Source organism: Brevundimonas sp. GW456-12-10-14-LB3 (assembly GCF_059424365.1).
Genome location: NZ_JBWKZJ010000031.1, coordinates 1 through 24,451, shown reverse-complemented (window position 1 = coordinate 24,451; position 24,451 = coordinate 1). Strand labels below are relative to the sequence as shown.

Below are 24,451 nucleotides of genomic sequence, written 5' to 3'. Positions count from 1 at the left end.
GCCACTCGACACTCGCCACCCCTTCCTCATCCCTCCACCCCCGCCATCCGTCGCCGCTCCGCGTCGGTCAGGAAGCTTGCCGCCTCCAGCCGCGCCCACAGGGCGTCGCGTTCGGGCTGCAGCGCCGGCACGGCCTCCAGGTCGGCCCGCACCTCGCAGCCGGGGAACCGTCCGCCCAGCCAGCCGGTCATCGCGCCCGCCGCCTTGCGCGCCAGGGGTATGACCGTCTGTCGCCAGAAGGCGGTGTTGGCCTCGCGATAGTTGGAATAGGTGGCGTCCCCCGGTATCCCCAGCAGCTGCGGCGGAACCCCGAAGGCCAGGGCGATCTCGCGCGCCGCCGCATGTTTGCCCGCCGTGAAATCCATCTCGGCGGGCGTCAGGCTCAGGGGCTTCCAGTCCATCCCGCCTTCCAGCAGGATCGGCCGCCCGGCGTTCTCCACCCCGGCGTAGGCGCTGGACAGCTGGGCCTTCAGCGCTTCGAACTGGCCGTCGGTCAGCCGCTCGCCGCCCTTGGCCCCATAGATCAGGGCGCCGGACGGCCGCGCCCCATTGTCCAGCAGGGCCTTGTTCCAGGCCCCGGCCGCATTGTGGGCGTCCACCCCTTGCGCCGCCGCCTCCAGCGGCGACAGGCCGTACCAGTCGTCCAGCGGATGCCACAGTTTCAGCTGCATCACCGGCGCCCAGCCGTCGGCCGCCCGCCCGATCCGGATCGACCGTCCGTCTACGGAATAATCCCACGCCTCGGGCCAGCCCGACCGGCCGGGCACCACCTTGACCCGGTCCGACCGCAGCGCCCACAGCTCCTCGGGAACCGCGTCCCCCACCGCCTCGATCCAGGCGTTGCCCGAGACCTGAAGCGATCCGTAAACCGCCTCCATCAGCTCCGCCCCCGACTGTTCGGGATTGGGCCGGCGGATCAGCCGCGCCAGCGGATGGGTCTCGTCGCGCACCCCGTCCACAAAGACCGCAAAGGGCGCCGAGGCCGCCGCCTCCGCAATCATGCGGATGCAGCGATAGGCCACGGCGTTCTTCTGATAGCCTTCGCGCGCCAGGCCGGCGTAGTCATTGCCCGTCCACCGCGCCCGCCCGACGCCCGACAGCAGCACCGCCGTCCGACTGGTCTTCGCCTCCGGCGCGCCCGGATCGGGCGCACGCCCGCCCCGGCCGAACGGCCACCGCATCCCACCCATCGCACTCTCCTGAAAATGTCTCGCCGCAGCGGAGGCGGCGGCCGGCGCTCGGCGCCGCCGTTTCGCCTCCGCCCCGCCCGTGCTAGTCTCGGCCTATGACGATCCACGTCGACATCGCCCGGTCTCAGGCCACCCTGGCCGAACTCGCCGCCCAGGCCGAACAGGGCGAGGAAATCGTCCTGTCCCGCGACGGCCACGCCGTCGCCGTCATCCGCGCCGCAGGGGTCGTCGAACAGCCTCGGTTCCGATTTGGCGCCCTGGCCCACCTCGGTCCGCTGACGGATGAAGAAGCGACTCTCTTCCTTCAGCCGGACCCCGAGATGGAGCGTCTCGCCCGTTCGGAAGACGAAGATCATTTCTACCGCTGAATGGCGGTCCTGCTCGACACTCAGGCCCTGCTCCTGGGCGTTCCCTTGATCAGCGCCGACACCGCCCTGGCGCGGGCCGCAGCCCAATATCCCCAAACCTCCGGCGTCATAGTCTTCTGATCCACGGCCCCTCGCCCTGCGGCTCCAGCATCAGCCGCGACACGCCCCAGACCAGGGCGTCGGCCCGGTCGGGGCTGGGTCCGCCCTCGCAGCCCAGGGCCAGCATCTCCTCCTCCAGGGCGGGAAAGTCGCCACAGTGGACGACCCGCCCCTGTTCGTACAACAGGGCCACCGGCTCGGCCCGGGCGGCCTTGGAGCGGCGGGCGTGGACCAGGGCGACCGGGGCCGGACAGTCCGCCTGGCCCAGGACGCTTCGCACCATCTCCCCGCCCTGATTGGCCTCGGCCGCCACCTCCTGGGCGTCGAAATCCCGCGCGGCGCGACAGACGGCGGCGGCCCAGCCGCCGGGCGACAGGCCCCGCACCGTCCGGTCGGCCAGGACGAAGGCCCGCCGTTCGCGCCGTCCCACCACCACTATGCCGCAGGCGTCGCCGTGGGCGCTGGCGGGCGGATCGACCGCCACGATCACCCGGTCCAGCTCGGCCGGCCGGCTTCCCCGCGCCTGTTTCAGATCCGCGATGCGGAACAGGGCGCCTTCGCCCTCCACCACCTGTCCCTCCAGCTCCTGGGCCGCCAGCCGCGTCCCGCCGTAAAGGTCGGTCAGATGGTCGACATAGCCCGGCGACAGGTTCTCTGCGTTGTCCGCCGTCGCCGCCCGGTCCGTCACCGTCCCCGCCTCGGCCATCAGCCGGCGCAGGGCCGGAATGGGCCGGGGCGTGGTCGTCACCGCCAGCCGGGGATCGGGCCCCAGCCGCAGGCCGAACCTCAGGTTCGACAGGACCGCCTCGGGCTTGCGCCAGGTGCAGAACTCATCGGCCCAGGCGGCGTGGAACTGGGGTCCGCGCAGACTGTCCGGGTCCTCGGCGGAAAAGGCGTAGGCGGTCGAGCCGTTGGCCCACACCAGCCTTCGCCGTCCGGCCTCCCAGCGGGGCCGGTCGCCCGGCTCGGCCAGGGCCTTGATGCCCGCCTCCCCCTCGACCATCACCTCGCGCACGTCGTGCAGGGCCGGACCGACCAGGGCGATGACCGCGCCGGGCCTGAACCGCGCCGCCACATCCATCCACACCGCCCCGGCGAAGGTCTTTCCCGACCCGCGCCCGCCCAGCAGCAGCCAGGTCCGCCAGGGCTCATCCAGGGGCGGGCATTGGTGAGGATGCAGCCCCGTCGCCCGCACCATCCGCCTCAGTTCGCGCGCGTCCATTTGGTCGGGCGCCTTTCGTCTCCAGAATGCGGTCCAAACGCTCGGAATGGAGGGTGAGCCGGCGTCGCAGCCGCTCGTCCTCCTCGGGTCTGTCGGTTCGCCCACCCATTTCGTCCTCTTCGCTGTCTTTTTCGGCCCTGCGCTCAGCCTCCATGCGGCGGCGGATCGCATCGACCGCCAGGGCGGCGCGCGCCACCACGCCGGCGCGCCGCGCCAGCGTCTCCGCATCCGCCTTTTCCTCGGGATCGTCCTTGGCCAGCACGGCGGCGGCGCGCTGAACCGCCCCCTTCAACTGCTCGAACAGCGGCGCCAGCCAGTCGCCGCCCGCCTCGCTCTCTTCGCTTTCTCCCGTCATGCCCAAACCCTAGCGCACCAGCGTCCCCAGGCCGGAAGTTCGCGCTTGGAAAGGCGTAATGGTTTGGAAGAACGGGATTTCAAGCAGCGTCGCCCTACGGCTTGAAGCCATGCATCCGACAACGGCTCCAAGCGCGGTAGGCCCAAAAATGACAAAGGGCGCACCCATAAGGATGCGCCCCGGAATTCGACGGCTTCAGCAGCTTGTCATCGCCTCCTGAAGCCCGCCACGCCGTCAAGCGGAGTGGTCTCAAAGCCCGATGCCTGAACAGAGCGGGGACGCGCCCAATCTGGGGGCTATAGGTGCCGTTTCAACTGCTGGAGGCAAGCCGCAGAGTACGGAACCCCTGATGCTTTGATGCTCTGGAGACGACCTGTCTCGACTGAGATCCATCTCCGCTGCAACGCTCAGGGCCTCCCCGTCGCGGTTTGTCTGAGCGGCGGTCAGGCCTCGGATGTGAAGGGCTATGCGCCGGTGATTGACCAACCCGGTCCCGACCCTTGCGTCCTGCTCGCCGACAAGGGCTACGACGCCGACTTCATCCTGGCCGACCTGGAAGCCAGAGACGTCGCCACCGTCATCCCCGCCAGGCGGAACCGCAAGGTCCAGCCCGTCATCGACGGCCATATCTATGGCCTGAGGAACCACGTCGAGCGATGCTTCTCGAAGCTGAAACACAACCGCAGACTGGCCACTCGATACGACAAGACCGCAGACAGCTTCCTCGGCTTCGTCCTCGTCGCTTCAATCCGCCTATGAATCAGACACTTTTCCACACCGTCTAGAATAGAATTTAGAATTAACAAACGCTAATTCGTTCGCAAGGCGTGTTGCGTCTAGGTTGTTTGACGAGAGATTATCGTCAGGGGGGCAGGCTTGACGTTCCATCGCACGCGCCGTCATTTTCAAAGAATCCGCAACCGCGCGACGGGGTTCGAGACGCCCTGCCGCCATCCAAGGTGGATCGATCTTTCAGCGGCGGCGCGGATAGGCGCATCGGTCGTTGCGCTGTCTGCGCCGGGCTCCTCTGTCTTGGCTGCCACTCAGGCGGCCCCTGGCGCCCCGCCGGCGGGACCGCAGAGCCAAGGCCCGACCGAGGTCGAGACCGTGACAGTGGTGGGCAATGCGCGGGTCAGGGGCTCGGTCGATCGTCGCAGCTACGACATAAAGAACGATCTTCAGTATCAATCCGGTTCGCTCGCCGACGTCCTGAGCGGCGTGCCTTCCGTCAGCGTCGATCCCGACGGCTCCGTCAAATTGCGGGGGGCGTCGGGGGTCACGATTCTGATTGACGGGGAGCCTGCGCCTCAGGTCAACGGAGCCAATCAGGCGGCGGGGGTTCAACAGCTACGTGCCGCGCAGTTCAGCCGGGTCGAGGTCATGACCAATCCTTCGGCGGCGTTCAGCCCGGAGGGTCAGGCGGGAATCATCAATCTGATTTCCCGGAAGGACGGACAGTCGCAGCCGACGACCAATATCACTGTCGGCGGCGGCAGTCGCAGCGCAGGGAACTTCAGCGTCAGCCACTCGGCCAATCATGGACCGCTGTCGTTCAATGGGTCCGCCGGCGCCAGACGAATTCCCCTTGTGATCGACGACACTACGACCCGGCGCTTCATCCAGCCCGCCGACGCGATCGATCAAGACCGTCTTGAGAGCCGGACGCAGCTTCGCAAGACGGAAAGCAATGCGTCATCGACCGTGGGATGGCAGCTTGACCCCAAGAGCAAGCTCACGCTCGATCTGGACTATTTCGGCCTGGACCAGCGCCAGGACCGCCGCGCGGTCTTCGACTCGTCCGCCCGGACGAGCGGCGCCGAACCGGCCTTTGAGAGCACCAGCCATGGGCGCAGCGACGCCGACTTGGTCTCCGGCGGCTTGATGCTGAAGCGTACGCTTTCGGGGACGGACAGCTATGCTTTGGCTCGCCTGCGCGTGTCTCGTCAGACCGAGGACGAAGCCCAGGACGACGTCATCGACTATTGGGACGAGCCCACCAGGAACCGGCGACAGGCCACCCTTCGTTCGCTCGAGCTGCAAACGGTGACGTTTAAGGCGGAATACAAGATCGAGGCCAGGCCGGGCGGGGAACTGATCGTCGGGTCCGATCTGGAGCGGCAGGAGGCCGACGTAGGCTACGCCGAGGGTCAGGCGCCTGGAGCCGCCAGTGGCGCAAGAGACAATCCGTTTCGCTACGATCGCAGCGTCGCCGCCCTCTACACAACCTACAAAACTCGATTTGGCGAACTGGAGGTTCTACCGGGCGTTCGGCTGGAAGTCGCCGACTGGGTGACGCGACAAGGCGGGAACGCTCAGCGCACACGTGATTTCGAGATTTATCCGACGGGCCATATTCGCTACACGGTCGCTCAGGATTGGATCATCGGCGGCAGCTTTACGAGACGAGTCGATCGTCTAAGAGCGAATGATCTCGACGAGACCGTTAAATATTCTGGCCCCTTGTCCTATTTCAGCGGCCGACGTGATCTGAAGCCCGAAAAGACCAGCGCCTATGAACTGGAGCTTGAACATGAAGCTTCAGGACGCAACTATTTAGCCACCGGCTACTATCGTTCCACGTCGAACCGGATCGGCACGCTCAGCACTTTGCGGGCCGACGGTGCGATCCTCGACCGGCGCGCCAACATCGGCGAGTTTCGAACAGCCGGCCTAGAGCTTGTGGCGAGCGGCTCGGTCGGATCGACGATCACCTACAAGTTGACCGGCCGGTTTGCTTGGAATGAGGTCAGCGGCGCGGAGGGGGCAGGCTCTTACCGCCGCAGTGCTTGGACGCCCTCGTCTCAAGCCAACGTCAACTGGAAGATCACCGACCACGATTTCGTTCAGATAAACGCCGTTCAGCTCGGTGAAGATCTGAGCCAGCAAAGACGACGCGAGGCGTTCAGTGTCGTCAACCTCGGCTACCGACGAAAACTCGCCGACAGCCTCTTTCTCACGGCCACGGTGTCAGACCTCTTCGACAGCGCCCCAAGACGAGAGAGGGTGCGCGGCGAAACCTTCGATCAGGACATCGACCGCCGCTACGACGCCAGACGCTTCACGCTCTCCCTGTCCTACGCCTTCGGGAGGCGCACCGGCAGCCTGGAGGATCGCTTCGACTACGGCAACTAGGCGGTGCGGACAAAGTGGATTCCCAAATTCTCTGATTGCTGATTCAAGGCTGTTCTTGCGGAGAGCGGCGTTGGTTCGGGGTTTGATGACGGACGAGGAATGGGCCTTCTTCGAGCCGTTCGTGATCGAGACGGGACCGAGGCGGGGTCGGCGGCCACGGGATCATCGGCTGGTTCTGGACGGCGTGTTCTGGATCGCCCGTACGGGGGGCGGCCTGGAGGGATCTACACAGCCATTTCGGCGCCTGGAACTCGGTCTATCTTCAGTTCAGGCGGTGGACGCAGGCAGGGCTCTGGGACGTGATGTTGGAGGCGTTGAACGCGACCGGCGAAGGTCGCGCCAGCGTCCAGATGATCGATTCCACCATCATCCGCGCCCATCAGCACGCCGCCGGCGCGCTCAAAGCCATCGGATCAGGACTAGGGTCTTGGCCGCTCGCGCGGTGGCTTCTCGACCAAGATCCATCTCCGCTGCAACGCTCAGGGCCTCCCTGTCGCGGTTTGTCTGAGCGGCGGTCAGATCTCGGATGTGAAGGGCTATGCGCCGGTGATGGACCAACCCGGTCCCGACCCTTGCGTCCTGCTCGCCGACAAGGGCTACGACGCCGACTTCATCCTGGCCGACCTGGAAGCCAGAGGCGTCGCCACCGTCACCCCCGCTCGACCATCCATTCGGGCGCCTCGAAGTCCAGGGCGTCTTCCGGCTCGGCCAGGGCCAGTTCCGAGATCGTCTGTCCCCGGACCGAAACCCCGGCCGTATGCACCGTCTCGGGATCGCCCGAGACCAGCGGATGCCAGGCCGCCAGCGGCCGCCCCTCGTGCAGCCGGCGATAGGCGCAGGACAGGGGCATCCACTCCAGCGCCTCGATATTGTGCGGCGTCAGCTTGATGCAGTCCGGCACATGGGCCTTGCGGTTCGCATAGTCCGAACAGGCGCAGGCGTTCGGATCGAACAGCTTGCAGTGGACCCGCGTCGGGATCACCTCGCCCGAGTCCTCGTCCTCGAACCGGATGACGCAGCACAGGCCGCAGCCGTCGCACAGCCCCTCCCACTCGGCCGGGGTCATCTCGGCCAGGGTCTTGGTTTCCCAATAGGGTCGGGGGGAAGCGGGCATCATCGGACGGGGCGCCTAATCGACGGATGCGGCCATCAGATGGCGGCCGCGTCCTGAACCAGGCATCCATACCACCCCAGGCCCTGATAGGTCTCATAGCCCGGCGTGCGGGCGTAGCCGACCGTGCGCCCCCCCTTGGCGTAACTGCCCATGGCGCCGCCCGCGACGTCCAGCTTGACCGTCTCGTTCAGCACCCCGACCCCGTCCGAGGCCGCCAGCACCCGGTGCGTCTGGTCCAGCAGCAGCACCCGCGTCCGGGCCTTTTCGTCGGGCGTCAACCGCACCCCGTCCACCACCGTCTGGGCCTGGGCCTGCCAGTCGAAATGGACGCCCAGAACCCCGATCACCGCCCCGTTCGCCAGGCCGCCCTGGCGGATGGCGGTGGCGTAGGTCGCCGTCGGCGCCCCGTTCAACGCCTCCAGCCGGGCGACGTCCGCCACGGCGAAATCCTCGCCCGATCGGGTCGCCAGGGCGTCGCGGAACCAGGTCATCTCCCGCGCCGACCGCCCCCGGACCGGATAGCGGTCGGGCCGGCCGTTGGCGACGATGGTCCCGTTCCTGTCGCAAATCCACAGGTCCAGATAGACGGTGTAGGCGTCCAAAATGACCTTCAACCGGCGGCTGGCGTGTTCGGCCTTGGCGGCGTCCGGCTGGGCGACGCAATCCACCACGGCGCTGTCGGTCGCCCACCAGCGCACGTCGCAGGTCCGTTCGTAAAGGTTCCGGTCGATGATCTCGATGGCGTTCAGCGCCAGGTCCGCCAGCCTCTGGCCCCGCAGCTGGCCCAGGATCGCCCCGCCGATGGCCGACAGCTCGCTCAGGTCGCCCCGCACCTGCTGCTCCAGGGCGCCGGCGATGTCGTCGATCTGGCCCGAGATGCGCTTGAACTCCTCGGCCACCACCATGAAGCTGCGCCCGGCCTCGCCGCTGCGGGCGGCCACCACCTGGGCGTTGACCACCAGCATCTTGGAGGCCCGATTGACCGAGGCGATCTCGCCGATCTTCTCGCCCGCCACGGCGTTCAGCCGCTCGGACAGTTCGAGAATACGCTCGGGCCTGACGCCCGCGTCCGCTTCACTCATGGAGACCCCCGTCCCGCCCGGCGCGCCACAAGGGGAGGCGGGCGAACCGAGGCAAGCGCGAAGGCTAGGACGATAAAACTTAACGCCAGATAACCACGGCTCAGTGAGCCATGCTCTTGGAAAACAACTGGATCACCACCACCCCGCCGACGATCAGGGCCAGGCCGAGCATCGCGGGCGCGTCCAGCCTCTGGCGGAAGGCCACGGCCCCGATCACCGAGATCGCCACCACCCCCAGGCCGCTCCAGATCGCATAGGCGATCCCCACCGGCATCTGCTTCAGGGCCACCGACAGCAGATAGAAGGCCAGGCCGTAGCAGACCGCCGTCCCCGCCGTCGGCCAGGGCCGGGTGAACTGCTGCGAGGCCTGAAGCAGGCTGGTCCCCGCCACCTCGCAGGCGATGGCGGCCAGGAGGGCGGCCCAGGTGACGGGGCTCACGGCTCGTTGGCCGTGATCGTATGCCCCGGCGTCAGCAGGGACAGCAGGGCCTTGCGCTGCTCGTCCGAGACCTGATGCAGGCCGAACAGGTCCGACATCCACAGGCCGTCGGCGATCAGCCGCAGCATCAGGGCGTCGTCGGCGCCGACCGGATCATCGGGATCGTCTGTCTTGATCCGCTCCATCCAGGCGTTCCAGCGCAGCACCAGGTTGGGTTCGATCGCAAAGGCGGCCAGAACCACCCGCCCGATGCTGACGTCCTGGGGGGTGAAGGGTTCATTGACCGTGGCCCTCAGATAGGCGCGGGCGTTGCGGCCGTAGGGTTCGGGATCGCGCGCCGCCTCGGCCAGAACGCTCTCGACATGCATGGCCCCCAGATGGTCGACCATCCCCTCCAGAAGCGCGGTCTTGCTGGGAAAATGGTGCAGCAACGCCCCCTTGCTGACGCGGGTCCGCGCCGCCACTGCGTCCAGGGTGAAACCCGCCGCCCCCAGTTCGGCGGCGACCTCCAGGGCCTTTTCGATGATTTCGGCGCGGGTTTCGTCGGGCGCGCGGCGGCGGGTAAGCGTGTCCATAAGCGCTACATACCAACCGGACGGTAGGCGTCAACCGTCAAAGGTCGTGGCGGTTCGCCCTCCCCTCCTCTATATGGCCGCCGATGGCAGCCAGACCCCCACTCGTCGCACTCAAGGACGTCCGCCTTCAGGACGGCCCCCGCCCCCTGTTCGACGGCGTCGATCTGGCGGTCGAACCCCGCAGCCGCGCCGCCCTGGTGGGCCGCAACGGGGCGGGCAAGTCCACCCTGATGAAGGTGGTCATGGGGCTGATCGAGCCCGACAGCGGCGACCGTTCGGTCCAGTCCGCCACCCGTTTCGCCTATGTGCCGCAGGAGCCCGACCTGTCTCCGCCGGCGGGTTGGGTCGGCCGTGCGGGTTCTGGTGCTAGTGATGGTGCTAGTGAGCGAGGCGTCAGCGGGCGAGGCGTCAGCGGCGACGCTCACCTCTTGCTCACTAGCACTAGCACTGGCGCCTGGACTCTCCTGGACTACGCCTCCTCCGGCGAGGCCGAGCCCTGGACCGCCGAGGCCTTGCTGACCACCTTCGGCCTGGACCCGGCCAAGTCCACCCAAGGGCTGTCGGGCGGCGAAACCCGCCGGGCGGCGCTCGCCAAGGCCTTCGCCGAGGAGCCCGATCTGCTCCTGCTGGACGAGCCGACCAACCACCTCGACATCCTGGCCATCGAGCTTCTGGAAAACGAGCTGATCTCGGCCCGGTTCGCCCTTCTGGTCGTCAGCCACGACCGCGCCTTCCTGAACCGGGTCACCGACACCGTCCACTGGCTGGAGGGCCGCCGGGTCCGCACCCTGAACAAGGGCTTCGTCGAGTTCGACGACTGGGCCGCCAAGACCCTGGAGGAGGAGGCGGAATCCCTGCGTCGCCTGACCAAGACCATCGAGCGCGAGACCGAGACCTTCTACCGCTCCATCACCGCCCGCCGCAGCCGCAACGAGGGCCGCGCCCGCGCCCTCCAGGCCATGCGCGCCGAACGGGCCGAGAAGATGAAGGACGTCCCGCGCGAACTGTCCCTGGGCGTCGATTCCGGCGCGACCTCGGGCAAGCTGGTCGCCGAGATCAAGGGGGTGTCGAAGGGGTTCGACACAGTGGCGAGTGGCGAGTCGCGCGTGGCGAGCGACGGCTCCGCCGCCCCGACCGCCGAGCAGGACCCGTCGCTCTCGCCACTCGCCACTCGCCACTCGCCACTTCCTGCCCGCCGCACCCTGTTCAAAAACCTGACCACCCGCATCATGCGCGGGGACCGCCTGGGCATCGTCGGCCCCAACGGCGCGGGCAAGACCACCCTGGTCAAGACCTTGCTGGGCGAACTGGCGCCCGACGAAGGCACGGTCCGCCTGGGCGCCAATCTGGAGCCCGTCTATCTGGACCAGTCGCGCGAGGGGCTGAAGTCGGACATGACCCTGTGGGACGCCCTGACGCCCGGCGGCGGCGACAGTATCCTCGTGCGCGGCGTGTCGAAACACGTCGCCGCCTACGCCAAGGAGTTCCTCTTCTCCGAGGCCCAGCTGCGTCAGCCAATCTCGACCCTGTCGGGCGGCGAGCGCAACCGCCTCCTCCTGGCCCGCGCCCTGGCCAAGCCCGCCAATCTGCTGGTCCTCGACGAGCCGACCAACGATCTGGACATGGACACGCTCGACAAGCTCGAAGAGCTGCTGGAGGGCTATGACGGCACCCTGATCCTGGTCTCCCACGACCGCGATTTCATCGACCGGCTGGCGACCTCGACCCTGGCCCTGAACGGCCGCGGCGACATCGTCGAGACCCCCGGCGGCTGGACCGACTTCCTGCGCCAGAATCCGGGATTTCTTAATCCTCCCCCCGTTGGGGGAGGGGGACCGCCGAAGGCGGTGGAGGGGGCTCGGGCCGTCCCCGCCCCTCAAAAGAAGACCGCCAAACTCTCCTACAAGGACGCCCGCCGTCTGGAAGAGCTGGAAAAGCTGATCGAAACCCTGCCCGCGACCATCGCCCGCCACGACGCCGCCCTGTCGGACCCTGACCTCTACGCCCGCGACCCCAAGGCCTTCGACGCCGCCATGAAGGCCGCCGAAAAGGCCCGCGCCGAGCTGGAAGCTGCCGAGATGGAATGGCTGGAACTGGAAGAGAAGAAGGCGGCCCTGGCTGGCTGAGGGGCGCCCTTGAATCGGATGCGCCAAACCCAATCTCATGCTAGGGTGAAGCCCTGAAGGAGACTCCATGTCGACGATGCAGATCGCTTCTGAAGAGACCCTGCGCGCCGGTCGCAGGATCGTCGAACAGTACGGCAGCTGGTCGGCCGCCATCGCCAAGGGCGAGCGTCGCGACGACGGCGTCGTCATCCTGCCCGCGCCGCCGTCTGTCGCGACCACCGCTCGGGCCGAGGCGCCCGCCCAGACTCCGGCCAAGACCCCGGCGCGCGCCGTTTGACCGTCACGCTCGGGGTCGCCTGGGCGCTGTTCATCCTGGCTCCAGGTCTGGCGGTGTTCGCCGCCCTCTACACCTCGGGCGGCGGCAAGGTGGTGGCGCCGGCCCCACCTGCCCCCAACTCCTTCACCGCCCTGTCCATCGTCATCTTCGGCGCCCTGACGGCCCATGCGGCGGCGGCCTTCGTCTTCGTCCTGGGGGACGGCGTCGCCTACTCCCTTCCGGCCTTGCGTCCGCCGTGGAACCCCAATCCTTACGCCTATTTCCTGGCCGCCCCGCCCAAGACCGACCCCTTCCTCGGCCTTGAGGTCTGGTCGCTGCTGTTCGTCCTCCTGGTCCTTTCGATCGGCGCCTATCTGGTCATGCGATGGGCGATCGGCGGCGCGGAGCGGACCAGCATCGCTCGGGCTCGGCTTGAGCCGCCCCAGCCTGCGGTCCCCCTGTTCCGATTTCTGTACGGCGGCTGGGCTTCGACCCTGGTTCAGCTCAGTCCAGAAGCCGCCTACGACAAGCATCTGGCCGCCTATGTCGTGACCGACATGGAGACCGAGAACGGCTGGGTCGGCTATGAGGGCGAGGTCGCGAGCCTGTCTCTCGACACCGACAAGCAGATCGTCGCCCTGACCCTGAAGAACTGCCAAGCCTTCCGGCTGGAGCCCACAAAGACCAGCCTCAGTCACAGGGTGATGGCTCGTGCGGCGCCCATTCCCCTGCTGCTGATCGAACGGTCGCAGATCAAGAATGTGGCGCTTCAGGTCGTCTTTCAGCGCAAGCCCAGTCCTCGTCCGGCGGACGGAACGGTCGTCTAGCCCTGCGCAGGTCCGCCGTCCTGATCCTGGGGCGGCGTCTTGCCCTGGACCCGGTTCTGCATCACCCCGACCACGATGAAGGCGACCAGGCCGAAGGCGAACCACAGGCCGAACTTGTCGGTGAGCAGGCCGATCAGGCCGAAGATCAGCAGAACGCCGAAGGGGGTGAGCTTCTTCATGGGGCGGACGTTAGCCGGGTTTCTTTCGGCTGACGAGACCTTCCGAAACCTCCGCCCTTGAAACCAAAGCCGCCCTTACCCACTCCAGCCTCATGACCCTTTCCACCCATGTCGTCGACTTTCCCCCGGCCCAGCAGGCGGCGGTGCGGCGGATCAACGCCGTCCTGGCCCGCGCCCCGCGTCTGCGGACCGACCCCTGGCGGATCGAGGCGGGCCAGCGCCTGTCCCTGTGGTTGGACGCGGCCGCCGGGGCCGTCACCGTTCCCCGCCTGCGCAAGCGCGGCGTCACCGTCGAAAACCGCCAGACCGACGGCGAGACGCCCGTTCCCTTGCGCATCCTGCGGCCCGAAGGTCCGCCCCGCGCCGTGGTCCTGGACATTCACGGGGGCGGCTGGGTTCTGGGCAGCGCCGGGCTGAACGACCGGCTGAACGCCCATCTGGCGCGCCACGGCTTCTGTGTCGTCTCGGTCGATTACCGCCTGCTGTCCGAACGGCGCGGCGTCTATATCGACGCCGCCATCGCCGACTGCCTGGCCGCCGCCCACTGGACCGTGACCCATGTCGACGATCTGGGCGCCGCGACCGTCTTCCTGACGGGGGAATCCGCTGGCGGCCATCTGGCGGCCCTGACCGCCCTCGCCCTGCGCGACCAGGGGCTGATCGACAAGGTCCGGGGCTGCGTCTTCACCTATGGCGTCTTCGACCTGTCGGGAACCGAGGGCGTCCGTTCGGCCGGGCCCGAGACCCTGCTGTTCAACGGCCCGACCATGCAGGCGGATCTGGCGCGGCTGGCGCCCGACCGCGACGAGGAAGCCTTGCGCCGCCCCGACGTCTCGCCCCTCTACGCCGACCTGACCGGCCTGCCGCCGGCCCTGTTCCTGGCGGGCGAATACGACCCCCTGTTCGAAGACAGTCTTCTGATGGCGACCCGCTGGGGCGAGGCGGCCGAGGCCGATCTGATCCGCGTGCCCGAGGCGCCGCACGGCTTCCTGCATTTCGGCGGCCCGGCCGCGCGCGGGGCGCGGGCGGCCGTCCGCCACTGGCTCAACAGACACCTGAAGTCATAAGGAAAATTCCCGATTGTGGGACTTAGGGATTTCCCTTACCTCACGAAGCGTCACCACCGCGCGATCCGGACGCGGGAATCGGGGAGAAGTGAGGCTTTGAACCCGGTCCTGTTTCGCCGTCCCCTCTATGGCTACGGCCTGGCGGTCTGCGCCTGGCTGACCGCGCTGGGTGTGCGCATGGCCCTGGCCGACTGGTTCCCGCCGGGCTTCCCCTATCTGACCTTCTTCCCGGCCGTGGTGGTGATCGCCTATTTCTGCGGACTGGGGCCGGCGGTTCTGACCGCCGTCCTGTCGGGCCTCAGCGCCTGGTGGTTCTGGATCGGGGCGCCGGGGTTCGACTGGAGCGCAGCGACCGGCCTGGCCCTGGCCTTCTACGTCTTCGTGGTGGCGGTCGACATCTTCTTCATCGTCGGCATGAATGCGGCGACCGACAGTCTGAAGCGCGAGGTGGCGCGCAACGCCGCCCTGGCCGAGAGCCGCGACCTGTTGCTGAAGGAGGTCCAGCACCGGGTGTCCAACAACATCCAGGTGGTCTCCAGCCTGCTGCGGCTTGAGGCCGGCATGACCCGGGACGAGACGGCCCGGCGCGTCCTGTCGGAGGCTGCGGCCCGCACGGCCCTGATCGCCAAGGTGCAGCGCAGCCTGTTGGACGCCGACGGCGCCGCCGCCCCCTTCGACGACCTGGCCCGCCGCCTCGTCGCCGACGCCCTGGAGGCCACGGGCCGCACGGATGTGACGATCGAGGTCGAGCGCGCCTGCCACGCCCTGACGGCGGAAGAGGCGACGCCGGTCGCTCTGATCCTGCTGGAATGCGTCAACAACGCCCTGGAGCACGCCTTCCCCGGGCGCCCCGGCCGGATTGACATCCGTCTGTACGAGGTGGACGGCGAACGCCGGCTGGAGGTGCGCGACGACGGCGCCGGCCCGCCGCCGGCCTTCGACCCCGGCCAGAGCCGCAGCCTGGGCCTGCGGATCGTCCTGGGCCTGGCCGAACAGCTGCGCGGTCGGTTCAGTCTGGTCGACGGCGCGCCCGGCGCCCTGTGCCGCCTGACCTATCCGCGTCCCGCCGATCACTGATCGACCGGCCGCCGTTTCTGTGGACAGCGCAAAGCCCTGATCCGCAAAAGCGAATTTGATCCGTCCACCGATATTCACAGGCTTGTCCACCGCCGCCGGGCCGGTCATGCACATCGGGGCGAGTTCGGGCGCTTGCCTCATACCGGCTTTCGCGAGAACGTCAACAGGCCGAGGGACACGGCGGCGCGGAAATCGGGGGAGACCCCGGCTTCAAGCGGACCGGCCCGGCTCTCCGACCCGGCGTAACGGGCGATCTTCAGGATCGTAACGGGCGTCAGGCGGGATCCAGGCTTCCGGCCTTCGACGGTCTTTCAAGACCGGCGGACGCAGGGAGAACCGGATCGGGATCGACGGACGACGCGGACGCAATCCGCGGGACGCCTGAGACCCTGAGCGCGACAGGATACAGCCGACCGTCTTCGCGGGCTCCCGCCCCGACGACGCCCAGGCCGAGGTCCGAACCCGCCCGGCCAAGTCCAACCCGGACTTGGCGAGGGGACGAAGCACACGGGCTCCCCCGCACGCTTCGTCCCCTCGCTCAATTGGGACGCTGCGCGGTCGCCGCCGTCGGATACGGCTTCATCGCTCCCCCGCCTTCCCAAGGCCGCCTTCCCCTCGTAAAGCAGGGCCATGATCCAGCGTGGGAATCGCCTGCTGAGCCGTCGCCGCGCCCTGCTCGCGGGCGGGGCGGCCGTGGTCGCGGGGGCGGCCCTGGGCCTGAGGGGCTGCGGCCGGTCCGAGGCGCCGGTGGACGAACAGGGCCGGGTGCGGCTGCGCTTCGCCACCGACTGGCGCGCCCAGGCCGAACAGGGCGGCTTCTATCAGGCCCTGGCGACCGGCGCCTATGAGAAGCGCGGGCTGAACGTCCAGATCGTCCAGGGCGGACCGGGCGTGAACGTGCCCCAGCTGCTGGCCTCGGGCGCCGTCGAACTGGGCATGGGGTCCAACAGCTTCATCCCGATGAATCTGGTCGCGGCCGGGGCGCCCGTTAAGGCCGTCGCCGCCTTCTTCCAGAAGGACCCCCAGGTCCTGATCGCCCACCCCGATCCGGCGCTTGAGACCATCGCCGACCTGAAGGGCCGGCCCTTCCTGCTGGCCGACGCCTCGATCAACGCCTTCTGGGTCTGGCTGAAAGCCAAATACGGCTTCACCGACGACCAGGTGCGCAAATACACCTTCAACCTGGCGCCCTTCTTGGCCGACGAGCGGGCGGTGCAGCAGGGCTATCTGACCAGCGAACCCTACACCATCGAACAGGAGGCGGGTTTCGAGCCCAAGGTCTTCCTGCTGGCCGACGAGGGCTATCCCTCCTACGCCGCCATGGTCCTGGCCCCCAACGCCTTCGCGCGGGACAATGCGGCGGCCCTGCGCAGCTTCATCGCCGCCTCGGCGGAGGGGTGGCGCGACTATCTGCGGGGCGACCCGGCGCCGGGCGACGCCCTGATCCGCAAGGACAATCCGGAGATGACCCAGGCCATCCTGGACCAGGCCCGGCAGAAGCTGCGCGACAACGCCATCGTCGACGGGGGCGACGCGGCCCTCTACGGCCTGGGCGCCATGACGCCCGACCGCTGGCAGGCCTTCTTCGACGTGACCAGTCAGGCGGGCGTCTTCGATCCGGGCCTGAACTGGCGCGAGGCCTTCACCGACAACTATCTGCCGGGCCGTGGCTGAGCCCATCGCCGCCCTGCGGGGGGCGTCGGTCGATCTGGCCGGGCGCGCGCCGCTGGGGCCGCTGGACCTGACCGTGGCGCGGGGCGAGATCGTGGCCCTGGTCGGCGCCTCGGGCGCAGGCAAGTCCACGACCTTGCGCCTGCTGGCCGGGCTCCAGTCGCCCAGCGCCGGAACCGTCGCGCGCGCCGTCGGACCGGGCCGCACCGGCTTCGTCTTCCAGAGCCCGACCCTGACGCCCTGGTCCGACGCCCGGGCCAATGTCGCCCTGCCGCTGGAGCTGGCGGGACGACCCCGCGCTGAGGCGCGCGGACGGGCGGCCGCCGCCCTGGGCGCCGTCGGTCTGGGCGACCGGCTGGACGCCCGGCCGTCGGAACTGTCGGGCGGCATGGCCATGCGCGTCGCCCTGGCCCGCGCCCTGGTGACGGGGCCCGAGCTTCTGCTGCTGGACGAGCCCTTCGCCGCCCTGGACAGCGTCACCCGCCGCCGTCTGATCGAGGATCTGCACGCCCTGTGGGCTGCGGCCGACCCCCGCCCCGCCGTCGTCTTCGTCACCCATGACGTCGAGGAGGCCGTCTATCTGGCGCAGCGGATCGTGGTGCTGGAGGCGGCGACCGGCCGGCCCGTCGCCGATCTGCCCACGCCGGGCGCCCCGCCGCGCCCCGTCCGCTGGCGCGCCGATCCCGCCTATCGTCAGGCCGTGGAGACGACGGCCGAGGCCCTGGAGGCGGCGATGACGTCTCAGACGGCGGAGACTGCGGCGTGAGGCGGTCGGCCGAGCTGATCCCGCCCCTGCTGCTGGGCGTCGTCCTGCTGGCGGCCTGGGAGGGGGCCTGCCGTCTTCTGGACCTGCCGCCCTATTTCCTGCCGCCGCCCAGCGCCGTGGCCGCCGCCCTGATCGAGGCGGGGCCGCGTCTGGCCGCCTCCGCCTGGATCACCTTCGTCATGGCGGTCCAGGCCCTGATCGTCGCGGGCTTGGTCGGGGGCGGCCTGGCGCTTATGGTGTCGCTGCACGCCTCGGCCGAGCGGGCGGTGCGGCCCCTGGCGGTGGCGCTTCAGGTCACGCCGGTGGTGGCCGTCGCCCCCCTGGTCCTGATCTGGGCCGGGCTGGACCACGCCGACCGGGCGGTGGTCGCCCTGGCCGCCCTGGTCGCCTTCTTTCCCCTGTTCTCGGGCGTCCTGACGGGGCTGAAGTCGGCCGATCCGGATCTGGAGCGGCTGTTCGACCTCTATGGCGCCACGCCCCTGCAGCGGCTGTGGCGGCTGCGCCTGCCCTCGGCCCTGCCCTTTGCGCTGGAAGGTTTGCGGGTCGCGGCGGGCCTCGCTGTCATCGGCGCCGTGGTGGCCGAGTTCGTCTCGGGCTCGGGCGCGACGCAAGGCTTGGCTTGGCGGCTACTGGAGGCGGGAAACCGGCTGAGAACCGCCGAAATGCTGGCCGGGGTTCTGTGCCTGACCCTGCTGGGCCTGGCGCTGAACGCGGCCGTGGGATTGGTCGAGCGAATCGTGACGGTGCGAATCCGGGTCCGCCGTTAGCGGCGGATTAAGCGATGGCCGCCTAGGCTTGCCCGATGTCATTCGCCCGAGGCCGTCTCTTGCGCCCTGTCCTGCTCCTGTCCAGCGTCCTGTTCGCGGCCCTTATGGGCGCGGGCGCGGCTGCGGCCCAGGTCGCCACGACGTCCGAGGGGCTGCGCTATCTGTCCTGGCCCGGCAAGCCGCCGGTCGCCCGCGGCCCCGACGCCCGCGCCTCGTCCGCTCAGACGACCGCTCCGCGCGCGACTCTTGCCGCGCTTCCCCTGGCCCGGCTGGACGCCCCAGCCTCCACGGCCGTCGCTGCCCGGCGGGGCCTGACCCCCGCCAGCGACTGGCTCTCGCCCGCCGTCGCGTCCCAGCCGGTGTCGCAGCCCCGCCCCTATGAGGCGACGACGCCCCAGCCCGCTCCCGTTCAAGTCGCTTCTGCGCAGCCGGAACCTGTTCAAGCCCCAATCGTCCGGGCCCCAGTCGTCCAGGCCCCAGTCGTCCAGGCCGCTGCGGACCGGACCGCGCCGGCCCCCCAGAACGCGCCCCAACCGGCGCCCCAGGCCGACGCCCCCGGCGATCCCATGGCGCCTCGCCGCGACGCCCCGATCTTCCGCCTGACGCAGACAAGCATGGCCGCCGCCGCCCCGGCCGCGACGCCGCCGGTTCAGACGGCCGCCGTTCAGGCCGAGGCGTCGCCGCTCGCCTCTGTCCCCTCGGCCGCTCCCCAGGGGGCCCGCTTCTATTCCGTCCATCGCCAGGCGGGTCATCGTCCTGACCCCATCCCCCAGGCGCAACCGGTCTATCTGGACGCCCTGCCGGTCGAGATGAGCCAGACGCCGTCCTCGGCGGACCTGGCTCAGCCCGACGGCCCGCCGGCCTTGATCCGCAATCGCGACGGCTCGGTGCGAGCCGCCCCGCCGTCGGCGGGCGGGTCCGACGCCGTGGACGAACGCTCATGAGCGAAGCCCTGCCCCCCGAAGACGCCGAGGCGATCAAGGCCTCGCGCCTGCCCCAGCTGATCGCCCTTGCGGAAGAGGCGTCCAGCGAGAAGCGCCGCCTGCTGCTGCGCGAACTGACCGACCAGTTCTTCGGCGACGTCGAGCACAGCGCGGCCGAGACCGACCTCTACGGCGCCGTGCTGGAAACCCTGTGCGAAGACATGGAGGTCGCGGTTCGGGCCGAGCTGGCCGCGCGGTTCGCCGTCGCGCCCGATGCGCCCCACAGCCTGATCAAACGGCTGGCCCATGATGCGATCGAGGTGGCCGAGCCGGTGCTGCGCGGCTCCACCGTCCTGACCGACGCCGATCTGATCGGCGTGGTCTCCAAACACGGCCAGGACCATCTGCGGGCCGTATCCGGCCGGGTCGAGGTGCCCGAGGCGGTGTCCGAAATCATCGTGGCGCGCGGCGACGACCACACCCTGGGCGCCCTGTTGCGCAACGACGGCGCCCGGCTGTCGCGCGCCGCCTCCGAGACGGCGGTCGAGCGGGCCAAGGTCAATCCGGCGCTTCACGCCCCCGCAGTCGAGCGCAAGGGCCTGCCGATCGACCTGCTGAACGAAATGTATTTCGTCGTGGAGGCCCGGCTGCGCCACCAGATCCTGGAGCAGAACGCCAGCCTGGACCCGGCCCTGCTGGAGGCGGCCCTGGCGGCCGGGCGCACCCGCGTCGCCACCAGCGACGGCGCCCTGCCCCCCGACTACGCCGAGAGCCAGGCCTATGTCGAAGAACTGCATGCAGCCGGCCAGCTGACGCCCCAGGTGCTGATCCGTTTCCTGCGGTCCAAGGGCCGGACCCCTTTCCTGGTCGCCCTGTCGCGCCTGGCCGACATCGACTTCCACACCGCGCGCGGCATCGTCGATCGCCGCGACCTGGACGCCCTGGCCGTGGTCTGCAAGGCGGCCGACATCGACCGGGCCATCTTCCTGACCTATGCGGTGTCGCTGCTGGGCGCGGATTCCAACCCGATGGGCAAGGCCGCCGCCTATGGCCGGATGTACGGCGAACTGACCACGGAGGCCGCCGGGCGCACCCTGCGCTTCTGGCGCATGCGCCGCGTCGCCCAGGCGGCCTGATTCCGACAGGTCGCTCTCCCTTTCCCTGCCGGGAGGGAGAGATGCGCCTCGTCCAAACAAAAACGCCCGCCTCTGGAAGGAGGCGGGCGTTCTATACCGATCAGTCCGGGCTTACTTCTTGGCGCGCGGCGCGCGGGCCGGCTTACGGCCGCCCTGGCCCAGGCCCATCTGCTTGGCCAGTTCGGAACGCGCCTTGGCGTAGTTCGGCGCGACCATGGGATAATCCTTCGGCAGGTTCCACTTGGCGCGGTATTCTTCCGGGCTCATGTCGTATTTGGTGCGCAGATGGCGCTTCAGCGACTTGAACTTGCGGCCGTCTTCCAGGCAGATCAGGAAATCGGGGTTGATCGACTTGCGAATCGGCACCGCCGGTTCCTTGGGTTCCGGCTCGGCCTCGACCGGACCGCTCGAAACACCCGACAAGGCGGCGTGAATATTAGCGATCAACGCCGGAAGGGCCTCAGCCGTGACGGTGTTGTTGCCGACATAGGCCGATACGATGTCGGCGGTCATCTCGAGCAGTTCGGGCTTTTCTTCCATGCCTTGCGTCGCTTTCTGATTCTATTCAACTCGACTGAAACGCCAGCCGCGTTTTCACACCAGTCTCATAGAGTTATTGGTCGGCAAAAGCAATCGCAGAAGGAAACGCCGATTTTCGGCGGAAAAGCTTCGCGGAAAGCTGACAGGGATCAGCGGCCGAAGTCTTCGGCCAAGGCCAGCATCGCCGCTCGTTCCGGGGCTGAATATTCATCGACCTGTTCATCATCCCCGGCGCGAATAGCCTGCAACAGAGCCGGCGTAAGGGCCGATGACAGCGACCAGTTCCAGTAACGCAATACCGTCTGGGCCCGATCAACCGCCAGCAGGTCATAGGTGATCTGAACCCTCTCCCAGTCGGGATGAACCGAGCCGTCAGGCTGAACCTCGGGGCGACGCATGGATCTCCACAAGTTGTGGACGTCGGTCTTGGACAGACCGGTCGCCTTACACAATATGGCCAGGGGTTCGCCCCCCGCGTCGCCCAGGATCTTGGCCCCCGTCAGGGGTTTGATCCCGGACAGATAGGCGATTTCACTGGCGATCTCGCGCGACAGGCCGTCGCGGGCGGCCGTGGCGACCGCCTGTTCCAGACTGTCGAAGGGGCTCTTTTCGATAGCGGCGCGGTTGCGCTGGCGCCGTTCGATGAACTGCAGGGCCTTGCGCGCGACCGGATCGGCCCAGCCCTCGCTCGCCGCCATGGGAAAGACGTCCTCAGCGACCTCCTGCATGACGTCGCGCGAGACGCCGAAGCGCTGGAGGATGGTGCGCCGATCATCGGCGCCGCACCACCAGAACATCACATAGGCCCCCGACGGCCGCAGCTCCGGCCGTTTCAGCAGGCCGCCGCACAGGCCCGGGTGGGTCCGGCTGAGGGCCACCACCGTCTCGATCCCGGCCTGGGACAGGCGGGCGGTCGAGTTGCGCAGCAAGGTCTCGATCACCTCCGGCTCGCCGAAACCGACCAGGGTCTCGCAGACGATCTCCGACAGGCCGCGCCGCGCGGCCATGACGCGCCGGTGCTCGGAACCCGCGTCGCGGGCGCAGGCGACGAGGTCGGCGTCGCTGAGGGCGGCGCACTGTTCGATCAGCACCTGGGCGATCTCGATCTCGTCGCGCAGCAGCAGCCGGGCCAGGGCGTCGGGCAGTTCGGCCAGGGCGGCCAGCCGCCCCGCCACCCGGCGACGCTCCTCCGGCGAGGCGAGGCGCAGCATGTCGACCAGCAGGTCCCCGACCACCGACCGTTCGAAGGCGTTGATCCGGCTGGCGGGCAGGGAGACCACGTCGGCCAGCCGTTTCAGCAGGGCCCGGCGCGCCCTCAACGGCGGCGGCCCGGCCTCCTCTTCCTCGATCAAGGTTGGCGGCTGGCTCATGGCGCCACCCTAAAACCTGGCGGGTTAAGCCGAAGTATCGCCGATCCTCACAGGCCTTCGAACAGGGCGGTCGACAGATAGCGTTCGGCGAAGGAGGGGATGACCACCACGATGGTCTGGCCCGCGCTCTCGGGCCGGGCCGCCAGACGGAAGGCGGCGACCAGGGCCGCGCCCGAGCTGATGCCGACCGGAATTCCCTCCAGCCGGGCCGCCTTGCGGGCCATGTCGAAGGCCTCGTCGTTCGACACCTGCTCCACCCCGTCCACCACCGACGGATCATAGATGGCCGGGACGAAGCCGGCGCCGATGCCCTGGATCTTGTGCGGGCCCGGCGCGCCGCCGGACAGGACGGGCGAGGCCTCGGGCTCGACCGCGATCATGCGGATCGAGGGCTTCTTGGCCTTCAGGGCCTGGCCCACGCCCGAAATGGTGCCGCCGGTGCCGACGCCGGCGACCACCACATCCACCGCCCCGTCGGTGTCGTTCCAGATCTCCTCGGCCGTGGTGGCGCGGTGGATGGCGGGATTGGCCAGGTTTTCGAACTGGGACGGGCTGACGGCGCCGGGCGTGGAGGCCAGCAGCTCCTCGGCCCGGGCGATGGCGCCCTTCATCCCCTTTTCAGCCGGGGTCAGCTCCAGCTGGGCGCCCAGCAGGGCCAGCATCTTGCGCCGTTCGATCGACATGCTCTCGGGCATGCACAGGATCAGCTTCAGCCCCTTGGCGGCGGCGACGAAGGCCAGGGCGATGCCGGTGTTGCCGCTGGTCGGTTCGATCAGGACGGTCTCGGGCGTGATCTTGCCCGCCGCCTCCAGCGCCTCGACCATGGCCACGCCGATCCGGTCCTTCACAGACGCGATCGGGTTGAAGAACTCCAGCTTGGCCAGGACCGTCGCCCCTTCGACCGGCGCCAGCTCGGCCGACAGGCGCGGCAGCCGCACCAGGGGGGTGTCGCCGATGGTGTCGACGATGGTGTCATAGACCTTGCCCCGGCCCTTCTTCACGTGACGGGACGCATCATAGTGGAAGTCGGACATGGGGCGGGCTCCGGGGTAGGGGACGGGTCGTTCAGGATGCGTAACAGATAGACGGCGCGTCCGATCCGCAAGGGGTCAGAGGCGATGATTTCTCTTGCCCGCGCTCAGTTCCGGCGCCGCCAGCCAGCCCTCGGCCCGCAAGGGGGCGACGCGGGCGCGTGAGACCGGGGCCGTCAGGCCGCCCTTCAGCTTCAGGACCAGATTGCGGCCGTCCTCCACCACCCCGACCACGGCGGCCGTCGCCACCCACCAGGACCGGTGGGTCTGACGCCCGTCCAGATCCGCCAGGCCTGCCATGGCCTGGGACAGGGACATCAGCACCAGTTCCGAACCCAGCGGGGTGTGGAGGCGGACATAATGGTCCTCCATCTGCAGGCACAGAACCTCGCGCCCCAGGCGGGCGGGCAGGCGGTCGCGGGGATCGGTCGAGGCGGGCGCCGGGCCGGACTCCCGCCGGACCTCCTGGTCTCGGATCGGCCGCCGGGCCAGCAGCCACAGGATCGCGCCCGTCGCCACGGCCCCGACGATCAGGCTTTGCCCATACCATTCCAACAGCCCGACCTCGAAGGTGCGGCCCCAGACGAGGCGCGCCAGTCCCCGGCTGATCAGGGTCATCGGCGCCGCCAGGCCGGCGACCGCCAGCGGCGCCCACAGCCAGGGCGAAAGACCTCGCCTGAACGCCCAGCGCGCGGTCAGGGGCAGGGCCAGGCCGAACAGAAGCCAGCCCGCCCACAGGCTGGCGGTCCAATAGACGATCCGCACCGGCGCGGGTCCGTTCATATAGGAGCCGAACGGGCCGATCAGGCCCAGCAGCACGCCCAGGGCCGTGGCGACGCCCAGCCCCAGCCGCGCCGCCCGCCAGACGTCCGTTCGCGAATCCCCGATCTTCATCCGTCTGTTCTAACCCCGGAACGGCCTTTGCGGAATCGGCCGACCGCCTGCGCCCGTTCGCCCGGCGGCGAACCCGTTCGCCCATTGGCGCAAAGCCGGATGCGGACCGCCCTCGCCCCCGGTCAGAAGGCGGACCGCAACCGCCGCAAACGAGGCTCCGACATGCTCCTGACCGCCGCCCTCCTGACCGCCGCCCTGACCCTTCAGGTCCAGCCGACGCCCCCGGTCCCACAGCCCCCGACGCC

24 protein-coding genes and 4 pseudogenes are annotated in these 24,451 nt (G+C 69.0%); 16 read left to right on the top strand and 12 right to left on the bottom strand.

Going from position 1 to position 24,451, the window contains the following annotated elements:
* Positions 1-26 precede the first annotated feature (26 nt).
* A complete protein-coding gene (locus AC07XS_RS12190) occupies positions 27-1,181 on the bottom strand; it encodes a phage portal protein (RefSeq protein WP_321208098.1) in 1,155 nt (384 codons plus the stop codon).
* A 104-nt stretch (positions 1,182-1,285) separates the two neighbouring features.
* Between AC07XS_RS12190 and AC07XS_RS12185 the strand changes: the two genes are divergently transcribed.
* On the top strand, positions 1,286-1,558 hold the full coding sequence (locus AC07XS_RS12185) for a type II toxin-antitoxin system Phd/YefM family antitoxin (protein WP_182714585.1): 273 nt from the start codon (positions 1,286-1,288) through the stop codon (positions 1,556-1,558).
* Between the two features lie 106 nt (positions 1,559-1,664).
* Here the strand turns inward: AC07XS_RS12185 and AC07XS_RS12180 are convergent, their stop codons facing one another.
* Complete coding sequence (locus tag AC07XS_RS12180) at positions 1,665-2,879, bottom strand: DNA-packaging protein (RefSeq protein WP_321208099.1); 1,215 nt, start codon at positions 2,877-2,879, stop codon at positions 1,665-1,667.
* Positions 2,806-3,234 carry a hypothetical protein gene (locus AC07XS_RS12175; protein WP_152949625.1) on the bottom strand — a complete coding sequence of 143 codons (429 nt, stop codon included), beginning with the start codon at positions 3,232-3,234 and terminating at the stop codon, positions 2,806-2,808. The genes AC07XS_RS12180 and AC07XS_RS12175 overlap by 74 nt, the downstream gene beginning before the upstream one ends.
* A gap of 357 nt (positions 3,235-3,591) precedes the next feature.
* On the opposite strand from AC07XS_RS12175, the gene AC07XS_RS12170 reads away from it, so the two are divergent.
* The 5 genes and pseudogenes from AC07XS_RS12170 to AC07XS_RS12150 form a co-directional block, all read left to right on the top strand.
* Positions 3,592-3,993: an IS5 family transposase gene (locus tag AC07XS_RS12170; RefSeq protein WP_152949624.1), complete on the top strand. Its 402-nt coding sequence runs from the start codon at positions 3,592-3,594 to the stop codon at positions 3,991-3,993.
* Between the two features lie 117 nt (positions 3,994-4,110).
* Positions 4,111-6,366, top strand: a complete 2,256-nt coding sequence (locus tag AC07XS_RS12165) for an outer membrane beta-barrel family protein (protein WP_182714586.1) — start codon at positions 4,111-4,113, stop codon at positions 6,364-6,366.
* A gap of 85 nt (positions 6,367-6,451) precedes the next feature.
* Positions 6,452-6,562: pseudogene (locus AC07XS_RS12160) on the top strand (transposase); the annotation flags it as partial.
* A pseudogene (locus AC07XS_RS12155) lies at positions 6,528-6,656 on the top strand (hypothetical protein); the annotation flags it as partial. The pseudogenes AC07XS_RS12160 and AC07XS_RS12155, both read left to right, overlap by 35 nt.
* 169 nt (positions 6,657-6,825) lie before the next feature.
* A pseudogene (locus AC07XS_RS12150) lies at positions 6,826-6,969 on the top strand (transposase); the annotation flags it as partial.
* Positions 6,970-7,015: 46 nt separating this feature from the next.
* On the opposite strand, the gene AC07XS_RS12145 reads toward AC07XS_RS12150, so the two are convergent.
* From AC07XS_RS12145 to AC07XS_RS12130, 4 genes are all read right to left on the bottom strand, one after another.
* Positions 7,016-7,483, bottom strand: a complete 468-nt coding sequence (locus tag AC07XS_RS12145) for a YcgN family cysteine cluster protein (RefSeq protein ID WP_182714588.1) — start codon at positions 7,481-7,483, stop codon at positions 7,016-7,018.
* A gap of 32 nt (positions 7,484-7,515) precedes the next feature.
* Positions 7,516-8,562: a methyl-accepting chemotaxis protein gene (locus tag AC07XS_RS12140; protein ID WP_182714589.1), complete on the bottom strand. Its 1,047-nt coding sequence runs from the start codon at positions 8,560-8,562 to the stop codon at positions 7,516-7,518.
* Between the two features lie 100 nt (positions 8,563-8,662).
* Complete coding sequence (locus AC07XS_RS12135; protein WP_054764885.1) at positions 8,663-9,001, bottom strand: DMT family transporter; 339 nt, start codon at positions 8,999-9,001, stop codon at positions 8,663-8,665.
* Positions 8,998-9,576 carry a TetR family transcriptional regulator gene (locus AC07XS_RS12130; protein WP_182714590.1) on the bottom strand — a complete coding sequence of 193 codons (579 nt, stop codon included), beginning with the start codon at positions 9,574-9,576 and terminating at the stop codon, positions 8,998-9,000. The genes AC07XS_RS12135 and AC07XS_RS12130 overlap by 4 nt, the downstream gene beginning before the upstream one ends.
* A gap of 83 nt (positions 9,577-9,659) precedes the next feature.
* On the opposite strand from AC07XS_RS12130, the pseudogene AC07XS_RS12125 reads away from it, so the two are divergent.
* The 3 genes and pseudogenes from AC07XS_RS12125 to AC07XS_RS12115 form a co-directional block, all read left to right on the top strand.
* A pseudogene (locus AC07XS_RS12125) lies at positions 9,660-11,702 on the top strand (ABC-F family ATP-binding cassette domain-containing protein); the annotation flags it as partial.
* A gap of 67 nt (positions 11,703-11,769) precedes the next feature.
* Positions 11,770-11,979 carry a hypothetical protein gene (locus AC07XS_RS12120; RefSeq protein ID WP_287397872.1) on the top strand — a complete coding sequence of 70 codons (210 nt, stop codon included), beginning with the start codon at positions 11,770-11,772 and terminating at the stop codon, positions 11,977-11,979.
* Positions 11,976-12,785, top strand: coding sequence for a hypothetical protein (locus AC07XS_RS12115; RefSeq protein WP_054764882.1), 810 nt, complete (start codon positions 11,976-11,978; stop codon positions 12,783-12,785). The genes AC07XS_RS12120 and AC07XS_RS12115 overlap by 4 nt, the downstream gene beginning before the upstream one ends.
* On the opposite strand, the gene AC07XS_RS12110 is transcribed toward AC07XS_RS12115, so the two are convergent.
* Positions 12,782-12,964, bottom strand: coding sequence for a hypothetical protein (locus AC07XS_RS12110; protein WP_182714593.1), 183 nt, complete (start codon positions 12,962-12,964; stop codon positions 12,782-12,784). The genes AC07XS_RS12115 and AC07XS_RS12110 overlap by 4 nt on opposite strands.
* Positions 12,965-13,056: 92 nt before the next feature.
* Between AC07XS_RS12110 and AC07XS_RS12105 the strand changes: the two genes are divergently transcribed.
* From AC07XS_RS12105 to AC07XS_RS12075, 7 genes are all read left to right on the top strand, one after another.
* Complete coding sequence (locus AC07XS_RS12105) at positions 13,057-14,031, top strand: alpha/beta hydrolase (RefSeq protein ID WP_182714594.1); 975 nt, start codon at positions 13,057-13,059, stop codon at positions 14,029-14,031.
* Positions 14,032-14,127: 96 nt separating this feature from the next.
* Positions 14,128-15,108 (top strand): sensor histidine kinase, encoded by a 981-nt coding sequence (locus tag AC07XS_RS12100; protein WP_054764880.1) that lies wholly within the window; start codon positions 14,128-14,130, stop codon positions 15,106-15,108.
* A gap of 630 nt (positions 15,109-15,738) precedes the next feature.
* On the top strand, positions 15,739-16,782 hold the full coding sequence (locus AC07XS_RS12095; protein ID WP_182714595.1) for an ABC transporter substrate-binding protein: 1,044 nt from the start codon (positions 15,739-15,741) through the stop codon (positions 16,780-16,782).
* Positions 16,775-17,545 (top strand): ABC transporter ATP-binding protein, encoded by a 771-nt coding sequence (locus tag AC07XS_RS12090; RefSeq protein WP_182714596.1) that lies wholly within the window; start codon positions 16,775-16,777, stop codon positions 17,543-17,545. Before AC07XS_RS12095 ends, AC07XS_RS12090 begins: the two co-directional genes overlap by 8 nt.
* Entirely contained in the window at positions 17,542-18,312 is a 771-nt protein-coding gene (locus tag AC07XS_RS12085) for an ABC transporter permease (RefSeq protein WP_054764877.1), read from the top strand. The genes AC07XS_RS12090 and AC07XS_RS12085 overlap by 4 nt, the downstream gene beginning before the upstream one ends.
* 59 nt (positions 18,313-18,371) lie before the next feature.
* Positions 18,372-19,256, top strand: a complete 885-nt coding sequence (locus AC07XS_RS12080) for a hypothetical protein (RefSeq protein ID WP_182714597.1) — start codon at positions 18,372-18,374, stop codon at positions 19,254-19,256.
* Positions 19,253-20,371: a DUF2336 domain-containing protein gene (locus AC07XS_RS12075; protein ID WP_152949617.1), complete on the top strand. Its 1,119-nt coding sequence runs from the start codon at positions 19,253-19,255 to the stop codon at positions 20,369-20,371. Before AC07XS_RS12080 ends, AC07XS_RS12075 begins: the two co-directional genes overlap by 4 nt.
* Before the next feature lie 111 nt (positions 20,372-20,482).
* Here the strand turns inward: AC07XS_RS12075 and AC07XS_RS12070 are convergent, their stop codons facing one another.
* The 4 genes from AC07XS_RS12070 to AC07XS_RS12055 form a co-directional block, all read right to left on the bottom strand.
* On the bottom strand, positions 20,483-20,911 hold the full coding sequence (locus tag AC07XS_RS12070; protein WP_054764874.1) for a Ros/MucR family transcriptional regulator: 429 nt from the start codon (positions 20,909-20,911) through the stop codon (positions 20,483-20,485).
* Positions 20,912-21,060: 149 nt separating this feature from the next.
* Complete coding sequence (locus AC07XS_RS12065) at positions 21,061-22,281, bottom strand: DUF2336 domain-containing protein (protein WP_152949616.1); 1,221 nt, start codon at positions 22,279-22,281, stop codon at positions 21,061-21,063.
* Positions 22,282-22,328: 47 nt separating this feature from the next.
* Positions 22,329-23,315: a cysteine synthase A gene (gene cysK, locus AC07XS_RS12060; RefSeq protein ID WP_054764872.1), complete on the bottom strand. Its 987-nt coding sequence runs from the start codon at positions 23,313-23,315 to the stop codon at positions 22,329-22,331.
* 75 nt (positions 23,316-23,390) lie between these two features.
* Positions 23,391-24,206, bottom strand: coding sequence for a LytTR family DNA-binding domain-containing protein (locus AC07XS_RS12055; RefSeq protein ID WP_152949615.1), 816 nt, complete (start codon positions 24,204-24,206; stop codon positions 23,391-23,393).
* Between the last annotated feature and the right edge of the window lie 245 nt (positions 24,207-24,451).

Bases quoted from the DNA above. Each gene is read 5' to 3' on its own strand.
- AC07XS_RS12180 (WP_321208099.1), bottom strand. From the start codon at position 2,879: ATGGACGCGCGCGAACTGAGGCGGATGGTGCGGGCGACGGGGCTGCAT.
- cysK (WP_054764872.1), bottom strand. From the start codon at position 23,315: ATGTCCGACTTCCACTATGATGCGTCCCGTCACGTGAAGAAGGGCCGG.
- AC07XS_RS12130 (WP_182714590.1), bottom strand. From the start codon at position 9,576: ATGGACACGCTTACCCGCCGCCGCGCGCCCGACGAAACCCGCGCCGAA.
- AC07XS_RS12120 (WP_287397872.1), top strand. From the start codon at position 11,770: ATGTCGACGATGCAGATCGCTTCTGAAGAGACCCTGCGCGCCGGTCGC.
- AC07XS_RS12055 (WP_152949615.1), bottom strand. From the start codon at position 24,206: ATGAAGATCGGGGATTCGCGAACGGACGTCTGGCGGGCGGCGCGGCTG.
- AC07XS_RS12065 (WP_152949616.1), bottom strand. From the start codon at position 22,281: ATGAGCCAGCCGCCAACCTTGATCGAGGAAGAGGAGGCCGGGCCGCCG.
- AC07XS_RS12075 (WP_152949617.1), top strand. From the start codon at position 19,253: ATGAGCGAAGCCCTGCCCCCCGAAGACGCCGAGGCGATCAAGGCCTCG.
- AC07XS_RS12105 (WP_182714594.1), top strand. From the start codon at position 13,057: ATGACCCTTTCCACCCATGTCGTCGACTTTCCCCCGGCCCAGCAGGCG.
- AC07XS_RS12140 (WP_182714589.1), bottom strand. From the start codon at position 8,562: ATGAGTGAAGCGGACGCGGGCGTCAGGCCCGAGCGTATTCTCGAACTG.
- AC07XS_RS12185 (WP_182714585.1), top strand. From the start codon at position 1,286: ATGACGATCCACGTCGACATCGCCCGGTCTCAGGCCACCCTGGCCGAA.
- AC07XS_RS12175 (WP_152949625.1), bottom strand. From the start codon at position 3,234: ATGACGGGAGAAAGCGAAGAGAGCGAGGCGGGCGGCGACTGGCTGGCG.
- AC07XS_RS12095 (WP_182714595.1), top strand. From the start codon at position 15,739: ATGATCCAGCGTGGGAATCGCCTGCTGAGCCGTCGCCGCGCCCTGCTC.
- AC07XS_RS12190 (WP_321208098.1), bottom strand. From the start codon at position 1,181: ATGCGGTGGCCGTTCGGCCGGGGCGGGCGTGCGCCCGATCCGGGCGCG.
- AC07XS_RS12110 (WP_182714593.1), bottom strand. From the start codon at position 12,964: ATGAAGAAGCTCACCCCCTTCGGCGTTCTGCTGATCTTCGGCCTGATC.
- AC07XS_RS12145 (WP_182714588.1), bottom strand. From the start codon at position 7,483: ATGATGCCCGCTTCCCCCCGACCCTATTGGGAAACCAAGACCCTGGCC.
- AC07XS_RS12070 (WP_054764874.1), bottom strand. From the start codon at position 20,911: ATGGAAGAAAAGCCCGAACTGCTCGAGATGACCGCCGACATCGTATCG.
- AC07XS_RS12170 (WP_152949624.1), top strand. From the start codon at position 3,592: ATGCTCTGGAGACGACCTGTCTCGACTGAGATCCATCTCCGCTGCAAC.